We start from the raw sequence: 13,322 nt of genomic DNA, 5'->3' as shown, positions 1-13,322 counted from the left end.
GGGTAATGATCGGAAAAAACTTCTGTTCTTCCCTCCCCTACCCCCCCTGCCTCTCTTCTCCCCCTGCTTGCCTTCACCCGTCATTTTCGGGTTGACAGACTACTAGTCTCTGACTAGGAATGCAGTTAATGAGGCTCTGCCTCTAATATCATTGAAGGCAGAGCCTTCTAGAATTCATTCCCAGTCAGAGACTGGGAATGAGATGACTTGAGTTCTTTGGGGGATAAATGTTTTATGTTAAGTTGACACCAATGAAGCTCTTGCTTTACCCCTACCCGCAGAATCAAATAATTAAGCCGTATTGAGTATAAGTTGACACCATTGAATGAAGCATACCCCCATACTCAAAACTAACTAAGAAAGGTCTTTCAACTCAGCGGTGCGGACGGAAAGCATCTGTGTCTGATTCCCTCTTTGCACTTTTATCTGCAACGCTTGACCAAGGGTACTGTCTTCCACTACACCTTGTAACTGTTCAGCACTAGTAATTTCTTTACTATCAATCTGTACAATCACATCACCGCGACGGATACCCGCAGTTGCAGCCGGAGAATTAGGGACAACTCGCATGACTAAAACTCCTTTAACTTCAGGAATTGCAAACATGGAATTAGGATCATTGTTATTTTGTTTTGCTAATTCCGGTGTTAATGTCACCATTTGCACACCTAAGTATGGGTGAACAACTCTGCCATCTCGTTGCAATTGTACAGCGATCGCCTTAGCCTTATCAATAGGAATTGCAAACCCAATCCCCATCGCATCGGCGCGAATTGCGGTATTAATTCCAATCACTTCGCCTAAACCATTTAATAATGGTCCACCAGAGTTACCGGGGTTAATAGCTGCGTCAGTCTGGATGAAATCTAACCGTTTATCACTGATTCCTACTTGAGCGCTCGAACGTTTTAGGGTGCTGACAATCCCCAAGGTAACAGTATTATCAAATCCTAACGGATTACCCACCGCGATCGCCCAATCTCCCACCTGAACATTATTAGAAGCACCCAAAGGGGCAACAGGTAAATCTTTACCAGCATTAATCTTAACTACAGCCAAATCCGTAACTTCATCAATGCCTTTCACCTTACCCTCAAAAGTGCGACCATCTTTTAGACGGACTGTAACCTTATCAGCCTTATCAACTACGTGAGCATTAGTGAGAATTACGCCGCTTTTGTCAAGAATAAAACCAGAACCTAAACCCCGTAATTGTTCCGTCGGTGATTGTTGGGGAAAGCTATCACCAAAAAACCGCCGAAAAAATGGATCTTCCATCATCGGATCATTTCGGCGAGTAATCGTTCGTTCAGTATCAATTCTCACCACTGCCGCACCCACACGATTCACCGCTGCTGTCACAAAACTGTGACTACCAATGACAGCAGTAGCAGGAGATGGTTTTTGAGCAACTTGTGTGAATGACTCAGTGACAGGATTTGGACCCGGTTCTGCTGCTGAAGGTAACACCCGCAGGGAAGTGACAGTCAAGACCACTCCCATAAAAATCGCTAACACATGGGTACTGAGTTGTCTAATAGACCGGGGCATTTGAAAAAATCGCATAATCACAACCTAATCTACAAGCCTAGTTTTTGCTGTTTCTTGATAAATCTATCTACATCTCATTCTAGTTTATTGACATTTTCACTCACATTTAAGTTTCGGGGATTTTGCCAAATCTTGGCTCAAACATGAATATTTCCCATCTGTCACTAATTCAGTAGCAGCAGTTAAACAACATACAAAATTCCTATCTCTCTAGGCTAAAATATTGATTAGAGCCAAAATGCCAAAACCAATATTCATAGAACAACTCATGAATGGAGCAACCCCCATCACAAACAACTCCTCACCTGTATCAGAACCAGGCGAACATATCCACAATCACAGTCATACGGATCATACACACATTGATTCTGTTCATCCTCATGTCCACAGTGAAGAGTCCTTACGGCGGATTATTAACCGACTATCACGTATAGAAGGTCACGTTCGCGGAATCAAGACAATGGTACAACAAAATACGCCATGTCCTGATGTATTATTACAAATTGCCGCCGTGCGAGGAGCATTAGATAAAGTAGCACGAATTGTCCTAGACGAACATTTAACTGAATGTATTGGTAGAGCCGCTCAAGCAGGTAATATAGAATCAGAAATTGAACAATTAAAAGCCGCTTTAGATAGATTTTTGCCTTGATTATCCATAAATATCAATTTCACTATTCTTTAAATCATCAACCAAACAAACCAATAATTCTGTTTTTACATGGCTTCATGGGGAATATTTATGAATTTGATCAAGCCATAAAACTACTAGTTGATGATTTTTCCCATCTTACCATTGATTTACCGGGACATGGCAAAACTCATGTTTTAGATGATGAATGTTATACAATGGCATCTACAGCCGCAGCGATTATCCAATTATTAGATCAATTAAAAATTGACCAGTGTTATTTAATTGGTTACTCAATGGGAGGAAGATTAGCCTTATATCTGACTCTGTATTTTCCCCAAAGATTTATTAAAGTTATCCTAGAATCTGCTTCTCCTGGTTTAGCCACAGAAACCGCAAGGTTGGCTAGAATTAAAAGTGATGCTCAAATAGCCAAAAAATTAACGAGAATGACAAATAAAGATGATTTTGATTACTTTCTCCATAATTGGTATCAACAGCCAATTTTTGGGGATATTAAAAATCATCCACAATACCAATCTATGATAGCCAGTAGATTAGCAAATAATCCGCTAAATTTAGTTAAATCACTGCAATTTATGGGAACAGGTTCTCAACCTAGTTTATGGGAATTTCTACCTAAAAATACTATTCCTCTATTATTATTAGTTGGTGAGGAAGATGAAAAATTTATGAAAATTAATATGGAAGTTACCAAAAAATGTAACTTTGTTAAATTACAAATAATTGATCAAATTGCACATAATATTCATCTAGAAAACACTGTAGCATTTGTGCAAAATATGCAAAAATTTTTTAGTAGGGTGTGTTAGCGACAGCGTAACGCACCATTATCAATAATTTGGTACATTACAGATTTCTCATTGTTGTTGTTACCGAATTCTGGGCGCAGACCCTGCGCCCCTACGTTGCGAACTGTTTCCGTTCTATAAAACTTACCCAAAATTACCAAAGTCTAGACACATCTGGACAGCGATAATCTTAGTGTTTATTTCCTGCTTCATCGCGGTCTTAGAATGACTTCCAATCTTGTTTGCCCGCTCCACAGACAATCTCGGTAGAACTTACCGTTTCTGACCGTAGTTCCTAAAAAGAACCCTATTACCGTTGCACTCAGAACTCCCAACGATTAACATCTTTCCTAGTCCAACGATAAATCAAGGATTTGTAAACGAACTCTGGTAAGGCTAACATTCGTTGCCAGCGCCAAGGTTCTTGATATAGTCTATATAGCCATTCTAAGTTATTATTTGCTAACCAACGGGGGGCGCGAGTTTTTCCACCTGACCAAATATCAAAACTACCACCAACACCTACCCAAATGGAGTGAGGACACAAATGACGGTGTTCAGCAATCCATAATTCTTGACGTGGTACTCCCAAACCAACAAATATTACTTGTGGCTGTAGTTGAGTCAGAGTTTGCAATAACTGTTGTTCTTCTGCTGGGGAATGATAACCAGAATGTGTGCCGGATATTTTGAGAGTGGGAAGTTGTTTTTGCCATAAATCTGCTGCTTTTTCGGCTATTCCTGGTGCGCCTCCATAGAAAAATATTGAAGCAGATGTTTGTTCTTGATCTATTATTTGTAAAAGGCTTTCTGCTAATTCAATTCCGGGAAACCGTTGCACTTTTTGTCCTAATAAATATTGTAAATAGAGAACTACTCCTGCGCCGTCGGGAATAACTAATTCAGCATTTTTAATGATTTTTGCTAATGGGAGATTGCGCTCTGCTTGCATAGTCATTTCGGCATTGAGGGTGACGACATGAGTCCCTTGACCTGCTTTTAAGCAATCTAATAACCAGTTTGGATAATTATTCATTATATGCACTGGTAAGCCTAGTACGGGTAATGCTTGCGGGAATTTAAACATAGTTTTTTTAAAATCAGAATTTAGGAGAATGTTTGATAAAGATTAGTGTATCAAGTTTTTCCCTGAATGAATGACAAGAATTTGTCAAGTAAAACAGTTTAGGTGTTACAGCAATTCTCGGTTTCATGAAATACAGTGGAGGGCGCAGACCCTGCGCCCCTACAGGTTTTGCGATAGGAAAGTGTACCTCATAACATCAGAAAGTGGGGTTAAGATCCTCTGGACGATCAATATCCGCTAAAGTTTGCAGATAGCTCATTGATAAGTTTAACTTCTGGGCAATTTCTACTGTTTTTACAAATACTTGAGCGGTTCCCCAGGAAATATTTGTAAATAATTCTGCTATTGGTTGTTGTAACCCAATTAAATAATAACCACCGTCTAGGGCAGGACCCAGGACAAGATTACAAACTTTTAATTCCTCGAAGGCGGTTGTTAAAATTTGCGAGTTTAGATCAGGGCAGTCTGTACCAATGATGATGACTCGTTCTGCTTTTTGATTAAACGCATTGATGAGCGATCGCTCCATTTTTGCTCCCAAATCTCCTTCGCCCTGAGATTGATATTTTAAATCATTTCCTAACCAATTTTGCATTTTTTCCAAATTACCACCTGTAAACCGCACTTCTACGGATACTCTGGTGGTCCTTTGCAGTTCTTTGACCTGAAAAATAGTATGTTCGGTCATTTGTTTGTGCAAGTTAGCAGCACCAACTTCACCCAAAGCAGGTATTAACCGGGTTTTTGTTGCCCCAGGTTCTGGGTAGCGGGTAAAAATAATCAGGTGTTGTTTTGATGGTTTCCAAGATATCATTCAAAATTTGCGGCTATTAAAGATATGGCAACTATGGGTGCGGTGACTGCGCGAAGAATCCGACGACCCAAGGAAATGGGCTGAAATCCTGATTCTTTGGCTATTTCTATTTCTTGATTTGTCCAACCTCCTTCTGGGCCAATGGCAATAATGATCTCATTTGCAGTTTTATTGATTATCTGCTGTAAATGAGGATAATCTCCACGAGCTTCACAGATATAACGATGAGTGGCAATATTTTCTTTGATGGCAGTGTTGAAAGCTACTGGTTGGAGGATGGTGGGAACTACAGCCCGTTCTGACTGTTCAGCGGCTTCTGAGGCTATACGCTGCCAACGTTCTAGTTTTTGGGGGCTGGGATTTAATAGGGTGCGATCGCTCAAAATAGGTGCAATACAAGTTACCCCTAACTCAGTACAACACCGGACAATTTCATCAAATCCATTGCCTTTGGGTAATGCCATCATCAAGGTAATAGCCACAGGTAATTCAGTTTTTACCTCCAGCGGTTCTAAAATCTCTCCTTGTTCCCCTTGTAACTGCGCTAACCACCATTTCCCCATACCATCCATCACAATAAATTTATCACTATCTCGCAAGCGCAATACCCGCAGCAAATAATGTTGTTGTTGAGGTGTTAATACAAGTTTGTTAGCTTGAAGTTGTTGGGGATGAACAGTAATGCGTTGAAGTTGGGACATATTAGGAGGAGTCAGAAAGTAAGAATAGTCTTAGGGACTTCCAAGAAATAAATTACCCTAATAAACGAACCACAGAGGCACAGAGGACACGGAGGAATGAGGGTTTGAGAGATTTTTTGCGTTAGGTAGCTGAGTGTTTTTTTATTTGGAAGTCCCTTAAATCTGGGAAGGTGATATACTGCAAACGGTTCATAAGTTTAACCAAATATGAACCCCCTCTGGTAAATCTCTCCAGTATTAAATGTTATTCCTTTTTCCTCTCTTCTTAGGAGAGGGTTAGGGAAAGGCTTTGAACCTTGTTCTTTGTATGATAAAAAAGTCCAGCTTCTAGCCGTTTTGAGTATAGGTCTTTAGACCGGAGAGTGTCAATGTAATAATGCTTGAAACCGCTGTTCACCGCGAATTTTAGCAAAATCTGGGTCGGTTTTCGCTAAATCTTGATATTTTTTGGGTACAAGTTGAATAGCTTTTTTGAGGTTATCAATTGCTAGTTCGAGATTATTTTGCAAGGCATAATTACAAGCCTTGTTATAATATGCTTGGTGCAAATTGGGTTGAATAGTAATTGCTTGATTGTAAGATGCCAAAGCTTCTTTGTAGCGTTGTAATTTAGTCAGAGCAATGCCTCGGTTAATCCAAGCTTCATGTTTATTCGAGTGAATAGCGATCGCTTCATTGTATGATTTAACAGCTTCTTCATAATTTCCTAAAGCCGTTAAAGCATTACCACGATTATACCAAGCCTCATCTTTATTTGGACGAATAGCGATCGCCTTATCATAAGATAATACCGCTTCTGGATACTGTTGCAAAGCAATTAAAGCATTACCACGATTTACCCAAGTCTCCGCACTATCAGCTTTAATAGCTATGACCTGATTATATACATTTAAAGCTTCTTGATAACGATGGGTATCCAACAAACCATTACCTTGTAGTAATAAATTTTTGGCTTTTTGACTATCTTGCACCTCTGTAATTAGTTGATTAACATTGCTTTCCTGGGCAACTTGTTGAGTATTATCTGGAGAAGAATTTGCCAAATCACTACAGCCAATCGCCAGAAAACTAATTAAACTAGAGGCAATTAATTTTCGCCAAACTACCATGTTGCACCTACAAAAATCATATAATTATCCTAAAACTGATGGAAACTTCTAAGTCGTATCGAAATCAACTAATCATTACTAATTGTTTTTTATTTATGTAAACTCAAGATGAAGATTTGGATAAGGTTTTCATAAAGTATGAATATTATACCATATCTGCCAGAGTCAGATCCCCGACTTCTTAGAGAAGTCGGGGATCTTATTTATAGCTGTTGTGGCGGAGTCATTTGGTGAGTTGCCAAAAAAAAGAATCATCCCACATAAAAATTCTAAATGATTTGTGGTAAAATTACGTGCTTGTTGCTTGTGGAGACAAAAAAATTGATTTACAACCGCACAGAATCATAATTACCCGTATTTATCTGTGATCAATTATCCAGATTGATCTGAGATTGAGGATAAAGATTATATAATACTGTGAATACAAGTGTTTTGACAGCAATTAAATTGATAATGAGACGATGGGAGGAAACTAAAAATATGAGTATTGAACCTGACTCATCCAACTCAGAAATAAATCAAGCAGATGAATTAGCAACTGATGGTAGTGATCACTCATTACTAACAGAAGGATTAGGAAAAAAACAAATATTTGGACAATCTGCATTCAAGGCGAACATGAGCAAAGGGGCTACGTTTCTTGTGGAAAGTAACTCCAGTTTGCAAACTGCTATTACCCCAAGAATTTTATTATTTACCAGTTTGGCGATCGCCACAACTATCATTAGTATTGTCATTAATAACTCATTTCTGGGGATTGTGGGAACTTTAGCAACCTTGATTTTATCACTGTTAATCCTGTTCCCCTGGCTGCAAAATATCATTCAAGAATGGTTTTCACCCCAAGATAGAAATGTATTCATTGGCTTAATAGGAGTAATAGTAGCAATAATTGGCTTATTCAGATTTACTAATTTGGGTAGTGGTTTATTGAGTTGGGGAAAAAGAGTTAACTGGGATGCTTCTGGGACTTTAGCAGAATGGTTTGGAGCATTGGGACAAATTGCCATTGCTATCATCGCCGTTTATGTAGCATGGCGACAATATGTAATTTCTAAAGACCTCACCATTCAACAAAACCTGCTAACTGTACAGCAAAACATTATTACCCAACAGCAAACCATAGATTCCTACTTTCAAGGAATTTCTGACCTAGTATTAGATGAAGAAGGATTATTAGAAGATTGGCCACAAGAAAGAGCGATCGCTGAAGGACGCACCGCCGCTATATTTAGTAGTGTAGATGGCAGTGGTAAAGCCAAAATTCTGCGATTTCTCTCCCGTTCCAAATTACTCTCTCCCCTCCAGCGCGATCGCCGACTAGGAAGAGCTATTCTAGATGGTAGTGGTGGTTATGCCGAAGATCTTTTAGAAGGAGTGCGCGTCATTGATTTAGGTGTCATGTTAGCAGGTGCAGATTTAGCCGACAATGATTTACGCTGGACAGATTTAAGTGAAGCTAACCTCATTCGTGCTAATCTGAGTAATTGCGATTTAGTCAAAGCCAACCTTGCCCGCACAATCTTATATGATGCCAATTTGAGCAACGCCGATTTAAATGGAGTGCGCCTATTTTATGGTTTACCTGAACAGGCATCCCCCCGCAGTCGCAGCGAACCACCCAACTACGAAACAGGAGAACACACCGGCGCAGTTATCGAAAATGCCGACTTCACCAACGCCCAAAGAATGTCCGAATCTACCCGTCACTATTGCTGTACTTGGTGTGGAGAAAAAACCAGACAGACAATTCCCGGTGGTTGTCAAGGGATTCCTAACAAATTGGGAAGATAAAATTTAGGAAAGAGGCAATTGACCATTAATTTAATTTTCGTAGGTTGACTTGAAGCATGAAACCCAACATTAGCGAGAGGATAGTAGGAGGTGTTGGGTTATGGCTATGGCTCCTACGTCGCCACGCAAGCTATCGCCACACTTCGTAAACGTCCCTCAGTCCCTCAACCAAACCTACAATAAATATTGTTTTACATAAAGGGAACGGTAGATCCGGTAGAGCCATATAACGCTTCCCTTGCCCAATCTTTGATGTGTTTTAGCCGAGTTAAATCATCAATTTTGCTCATAAATAACCATTGCTTCTATTAAGACTTGCTCACGAAAATAACGACTTAAATCGGCTGATGTTCTTAAATCTATCTGCCTATTTAGGGTTTGCTGAAAAAGTTGTCTGTGAGGGCAGAGAACAGGGAACAGGGAACAGTTTCAACTATCTGGATATCCTCTCTTTTGTAAAATCATCTCTTAATACTGAACCAAATAAAGACAACTTGCGAATCGAGTGACTTTGACAAAAATGATTAATTTCTTCTTCCTCCGTGTCCTCTGTGCCTCTGTGGTTCGTTTATTAGGGTAATTTATTTCTTGGAAGTCCCTAAGACTATAACAAGTATAGCCTTACTTGAACTTTAATTGTATAGTTATAACCTTACAACTTACGCAAGTGCCACACCAAAAATCTGTTTATTTGCAGGATTTATGTAGTCTGACGCACCCTTCCAATGTATCAGTTGCGTAATTCCTCAAACTTTGTCTTTGACCTATCTAACAGGAAATTGACAATTCTTAATATTCAAAAATCTTGGAACTAAACCTATAAACCACAAGTCAACAGCAATACCTATGGGTAATGGGTAAAAAAATCTTTAAAAAACAGAACTAAAACTGAACTAACAAGTTTAAGGAGTATTTAACTTGATGAGAAATTCTAAATTTCTGCAAATATCTACTGCGGCTTTATTGAGTTTAGGAATCTTCCAAAACATAGCTCTTGCTCAACCAATTAAAACCCAAATAAGAATCCCCGCATCTCAAACTGTAGATAAAAATTTATCGCAAATCAAAATCAATCCCCTTTATCTTGAGCGCGAACAAAAAGCTCCCTTAATCATTAAAAATCAACTACTAGAATTACGCCGGGATATCCAGTCAAAAAACCTCACCTTTCAGGTAGGTTACACCACAGCCTTAGATTATAAACTAGAGCAACTAGCCGCCACCCAAGCACCAGATGATTTACCAACACAGGCTAACATCCAAAACGCCGTTGCAGCACAAATCTTAAATCTTGATTCAGCCGAACGTGAGAAATTTGAACGTATCAATCCCGGCGTAATCCCTGAATTACAATTAATTAAACGTAATGGCTGTTTTGCCTCAGCCAAATCCTTTGACTGGCGGAATTTAAATAAAGTTACCCCAGTTCGTAACCAAGGAGGTTGCGGTAGTTGTTGGGCATTTGCTACCTTGGGAGCGTACGAAGGGAATAACCTCATTCGCAATAACTCCGCTGCTGATGCTTCCGAACAGCAAATTATTAACTGGGGTGGTGCAGGTAGTTGTGGTGGGGGTTGGTGGTCCAAAGCATTTGATTTCCTCATTAACAAAGGCACAGCCACCGAAGCCACAGTACCCTACACCGCCACCAACAATCCCTACAATCCCAGCGTAGACACTCCCTACCGTTCCATAGCCTGGGGATATGTTAAACCCAACGGCGGTATTCCCACAGTTGCAGAAATGAAACAGGCTATGTGTAAATATGGACCCTTAACAGTTGCAGTGCGGGTTACTCCGGCTTTCCAAGGTTATGTTAGCGGCGTATTTAACGAGCAAGCAAATGGTCCTATTAATCATGGTGTCACCCTCATTGGTTGGGATGATCAAAAACAAGCTTGGTTAATCAAGAATTCTTGGGGTACAGGTTGGGGTGATAATGGTTATATGTGGATTGGCTATAACAGCAATAGCATTGGTTATGGCGCAGCTTGGACTCAAGCTAGAAGCAATTTCTACAAGCTTTCTCCTGACTTTTTGAAAAAAATCACTCCTTTAAAAATCAATCCAGAATTAATTAAAGTTAATTCCAAAAACATCTCTCAATAATTGTTTTGACTTTAGCTAACCCATTGGTGTCAACTTAAGCTCAAATCTCTACCACATCTCGTTCCTAGTCTCTGACTAGGAATGCGGTTGATGAGGCTCTGCCTCTATACTTGAAAAGGTAATAACTTGCGTTTTTACATCCATATATTACCTTTAAGCAAAAGCTCAATTTATTCCCTTGCGGAGTATAATATCATTGAAGGCAGAGCCTTCTAGAATTCGTTCCCAGTCAGAGACTGGGAACGAGATGAAAAAAAATCACTCCTAACATCAGAAAGTGCTGTATGTCCCTTACAAAGCGAGTTTTTTTAATTATTTCTCTGTTAACTACCTTGACTATTATTTTTCAAGTTAGTAATACGGCTAATCCTCCTATGTCTAAATCAGAAATCACTGTCAATGATGCTAACAATAACAGTCAGATTATTATTCAAAAAGGTAATATGATGATTGTTGAATTGTTAACTAATCCAGGAACAGGCTATAGTTGGCAAATTATTAAAAATGACCCTGACAAACTCAAACCTTTGGGAGATTCAGTATTAAAGCCATTAGAGACAGAAGCCCCAGGAGCATCTGAAAATCAAGTTTTCCATTTTTTAGCCCAAAATTCGGGTTTAGCAGTGCTAGAACTCCATTATTTACGTCCCTGGGAAAGAAATCTGCCGCCCTTAAAAACCTATCAAATTAACGTCAAAATTCGTGGATGATATTTAAGGAATTTCGCACATCTGCCAATGGACTATTCTACTTTGACGAGATTAATAATACTCTCAATAACTTTATCTTGTGAATGTGGATTTACTTTTTCTATCACCTGCATATTAAGCCCCCATAGTATTTTGTGTTGGAGAAATTATGAGTTGTCTGGTAAAGTCAGAATTTCTACGCCATCTTCGGTGACAGCAATGGTATGCTCAAATTGAGCAGACAGGAGGCGATCGCTTGTTACCGCAGTCCAACCATCTCCAAGCATTTGGGCTTCATGAGTTCCTTCATTAATCATCGGTTCAATGGTAAACACCATCCCGGCTCTCAGTTTCTTCCCTCTACCCCTAATGCCATAATGGGGAACATCTGGTGCAGTATGGAAAATATTACTAATTCCATGTCCCACAAAATCCCGCACCACAGAAAAGCCGAAAGACTCCGCATACTCTTGAATTGCTGCCCCAATATCTCCAATTTTTGCCCCTGGTTTAACCTCTGCAATTCCCAACCGCAGACACTCTTGAGTTACTTCCACTAACTTTTGGGCTGTGGGGGAAGGATTACCCACTAGAAATGTTTTTGATGTATCACCATGATAACCTTCAACAATAGGCGTAACATCTATATTAATAATGTCCCCATCCTTGAGAATTTGTTTAGCATTGGGAATACCATGACAAATCACCTCATTCACACTGGTACAAATAGACTTAGGATAACCTTTATAACCTAAAGGAGCGCTTTTTGCTCCATGCTTTTGAGTCCATCTTTCCGCTTCATCATTCAATTGTAGAGTGCTAACTCCCGGTTTAACCAAAGGTTCTAAATGTTGTAATAACTTGGCGGCCAAGCTGCCAGCACGGCGCATTTTTTCGATTTCTCGTTGGGATAAAATGACTATGGTTTCGATTTTCATCAATTTTCTATCTACTCTTTTAAAAATATAGTTAATCCAGTTGTTGCTGCTCTGTGTGCAGCATCTGCTACCTTGAGAGCATATAAGCTTTGTTCTGGGGTGATATATAAGGGACTACCATCAAATAGATGGTCTAATACCATAGTTGTATCTTTGGCAAATAAACCCCGTCGCGTTCCCACTTCAATCAACTTTGTTCCTTCTGCTAAGACTAACATTCCGGTATCACCATCGAGAATTATTTCCCCTTTTTCACCTTGAACTTCTAATTTGCGTTCTGATTGCCACAAAGTTTCCCCCTTACCATAAATTACCTGTGCCAATAATCCACTGTCAAAGCATAATTGGGCTGAACATAAACAGGTTTGGTAATAATCAGACTCAGTTTGCCAATATCGTTGGTGACAATTGACAGTGAAGACTTCACCGAACAAATCAATCAGACGATGTAACCGAGATAATGCCCCAATTAGGGGAAAGCCAAACATCCCATGATTATAAGTCCACTTGCGCGGGGCTGGATGCTGGGGATTCATGGTACTATAGCGAATATAAAACAAATCACCAATTTGGTCTAGGTATTGTTTTAAAGTTTGATGCCAACCACCCAATAATTCAATGTGTTCGACGTGCAGAAGCTTGTTGACTGTTTTTGCTAAAGCAATCAGTTCTTCAGCTTCTTTGACATCTACAGACAAAGGATATTCAACAATGACGTGTTTACCGCTAGATAGGGCAGCATGAGCAATTTTACCATGATCTTGATTAATGGTGCAGATCACCACCATATCTAAATCGTCTCGTTCTACTAGCTGTTGCCAAGAATCCATCGCTTCAGTTGCGTATTCTTGGGCTAAAACCGCTGTTCTTTCAGGATTGCCAGTTATGGCCATTAAATCAGTTCGAGGATCTTGTAATAACGCCTCAGCCCTGAGTTTAGCCGCATAGCCTGTTCCCACTAAACCGACTCTGAGACTGTGTGTACATAAAGGTAGTTCGTTATTGTCCATGAATTTATCACCAGTTTTCAATGTTTCGGTTTAATGCCATTGGTATTTTATCAATAAGCCACCATCAGGAAATATCT

The 13,322-nt window shown here is 39.6% G+C and carries 12 protein-coding genes; 5 read left to right on the top strand and 7 right to left on the bottom strand.

The window, feature by feature from the left end; translation table 11 throughout:
- Positions 1-354: 354 nt before the first annotated feature.
- Positions 355-1,566, bottom strand: a complete 1,212-nt coding sequence (locus AN486_RS04560; protein ID WP_053541014.1) for an HhoA/HhoB/HtrA family serine endopeptidase — start codon at positions 1,564-1,566, stop codon at positions 355-357.
- Positions 1,567-1,819: 253 nt separating this feature from the next.
- Between AN486_RS04560 and AN486_RS04555 the strand changes: the two genes are divergently transcribed.
- Both AN486_RS04555 and menH read left to right on the top strand, forming a co-directional pair.
- Entirely contained in the window at positions 1,820-2,203 is a 384-nt protein-coding gene (locus AN486_RS04555; RefSeq protein ID WP_053541406.1) for a metal-sensitive transcriptional regulator, read from the top strand.
- Complete coding sequence (gene menH / locus AN486_RS04550; protein WP_053541015.1) at positions 2,200-3,015, top strand: 2-succinyl-6-hydroxy-2,4-cyclohexadiene-1-carboxylate synthase; 816 nt, start codon at positions 2,200-2,202, stop codon at positions 3,013-3,015. Before AN486_RS04555 ends, menH begins: the two co-directional genes overlap by 4 nt.
- A 301-nt stretch (positions 3,016-3,316) precedes the next feature.
- On the opposite strand, the gene AN486_RS04545 is transcribed toward menH, so the two are convergent.
- The 4 genes from AN486_RS04545 to AN486_RS04530 form a co-directional block, all read right to left on the bottom strand.
- Entirely contained in the window at positions 3,317-4,081 is a 765-nt protein-coding gene (locus tag AN486_RS04545; protein ID WP_168635947.1) for a WecB/TagA/CpsF family glycosyltransferase, read from the bottom strand.
- A 196-nt stretch (positions 4,082-4,277) separates the two neighbouring features.
- The gene (locus tag AN486_RS04540) at positions 4,278-4,895 is read right to left on the bottom strand and encodes a TIGR04282 family arsenosugar biosynthesis glycosyltransferase (RefSeq protein ID WP_290599454.1); all 618 of its coding nucleotides are present in this window, start codon (positions 4,893-4,895) and stop codon (positions 4,278-4,280) included.
- Positions 4,892-5,596 (bottom strand): 16S rRNA (uracil(1498)-N(3))-methyltransferase, encoded by a 705-nt coding sequence (locus AN486_RS04535; RefSeq protein WP_290599453.1) that lies wholly within the window; start codon positions 5,594-5,596, stop codon positions 4,892-4,894. The genes AN486_RS04540 and AN486_RS04535 overlap by 4 nt, the downstream gene beginning before the upstream one ends.
- Positions 5,597-5,961: 365 nt before the next feature.
- Positions 5,962-6,705, bottom strand: coding sequence for a tetratricopeptide repeat protein (locus tag AN486_RS04530; RefSeq protein WP_053541019.1), 744 nt, complete (start codon positions 6,703-6,705; stop codon positions 5,962-5,964).
- 480 nt (positions 6,706-7,185) lie between these two features.
- Between AN486_RS04530 and AN486_RS04525 the strand changes: the two genes are divergently transcribed.
- From AN486_RS04525 to AN486_RS04515, 3 genes are all read left to right on the top strand, one after another.
- Entirely contained in the window at positions 7,186-8,499 is a 1,314-nt protein-coding gene (locus tag AN486_RS04525) for a pentapeptide repeat-containing protein (protein ID WP_039204852.1), read from the top strand.
- A 921-nt stretch (positions 8,500-9,420) separates the two neighbouring features.
- Complete coding sequence (locus tag AN486_RS04520) at positions 9,421-10,608, top strand: C1 family peptidase (RefSeq protein WP_290599452.1); 1,188 nt, start codon at positions 9,421-9,423, stop codon at positions 10,606-10,608.
- A gap of 284 nt (positions 10,609-10,892) precedes the next feature.
- A complete protein-coding gene (locus AN486_RS04515; RefSeq protein WP_290599451.1) occupies positions 10,893-11,318 on the top strand; it encodes a protease inhibitor I42 family protein in 426 nt (141 codons plus the stop codon).
- Between the two features lie 146 nt (positions 11,319-11,464).
- On the opposite strand, the gene map is transcribed toward AN486_RS04515, so the two are convergent.
- Both map and AN486_RS04505 read right to left on the bottom strand, forming a co-directional pair.
- On the bottom strand, positions 11,465-12,235 hold the full coding sequence (gene map, locus AN486_RS04510) for a type I methionyl aminopeptidase (protein WP_168635951.1): 771 nt from the start codon (positions 12,233-12,235) through the stop codon (positions 11,465-11,467).
- Between the two features lie 11 nt (positions 12,236-12,246).
- Positions 12,247-13,245, bottom strand: coding sequence for a Gfo/Idh/MocA family oxidoreductase (locus AN486_RS04505; protein ID WP_290599450.1), 999 nt, complete (start codon positions 13,243-13,245; stop codon positions 12,247-12,249).
- Between the last annotated feature and the right edge of the window lie 77 nt (positions 13,246-13,322).

Origin of the sequence: Anabaena sp. AL93 (genome assembly GCF_001672085.1) — a bacterium.
In the GTDB taxonomy this organism is placed as follows: domain Bacteria; phylum Cyanobacteriota; class Cyanobacteriia; order Cyanobacteriales; family Nostocaceae; genus Dolichospermum; species Dolichospermum heterosporum.
Note: the sequence above shows the minus strand (reverse complement) of the source record. Positions and strands in the feature narration are given on the sequence as shown.

Bases quoted from the DNA above. Each gene is read 5' to 3' on its own strand.
- AN486_RS04560 (WP_053541014.1), bottom strand. From the start codon at position 1,566: ATGCGATTTTTTCAAATGCCCCGGTCTATTAGACAACTCAGTACCCAT.
- AN486_RS04555 (WP_053541406.1), top strand. From the start codon at position 1,820: ATGAATGGAGCAACCCCCATCACAAACAACTCCTCACCTGTATCAGAA.
- AN486_RS04545 (WP_168635947.1), bottom strand. From the start codon at position 4,081: ATGTTTAAATTCCCGCAAGCATTACCCGTACTAGGCTTACCAGTGCAT.
- AN486_RS04540 (WP_290599454.1), bottom strand. From the start codon at position 4,895: ATGATATCTTGGAAACCATCAAAACAACACCTGATTATTTTTACCCGC.
- AN486_RS04535 (WP_290599453.1), bottom strand. From the start codon at position 5,596: ATGTCCCAACTTCAACGCATTACTGTTCATCCCCAACAACTTCAAGCT.
- AN486_RS04530 (WP_053541019.1), bottom strand. From the start codon at position 6,705: ATGGTAGTTTGGCGAAAATTAATTGCCTCTAGTTTAATTAGTTTTCTG.
- AN486_RS04525 (WP_039204852.1), top strand. From the start codon at position 7,186: ATGAGTATTGAACCTGACTCATCCAACTCAGAAATAAATCAAGCAGAT.
- AN486_RS04520 (WP_290599452.1), top strand. From the start codon at position 9,421: ATGAGAAATTCTAAATTTCTGCAAATATCTACTGCGGCTTTATTGAGT.
- AN486_RS04515 (WP_290599451.1), top strand. From the start codon at position 10,893: ATGTCCCTTACAAAGCGAGTTTTTTTAATTATTTCTCTGTTAACTACC.
- map (WP_168635951.1), bottom strand. From the start codon at position 12,235: ATGAAAATCGAAACCATAGTCATTTTATCCCAACGAGAAATCGAAAAA.
- AN486_RS04505 (WP_290599450.1), bottom strand. From the start codon at position 13,245: ATGGACAATAACGAACTACCTTTATGTACACACAGTCTCAGAGTCGGT.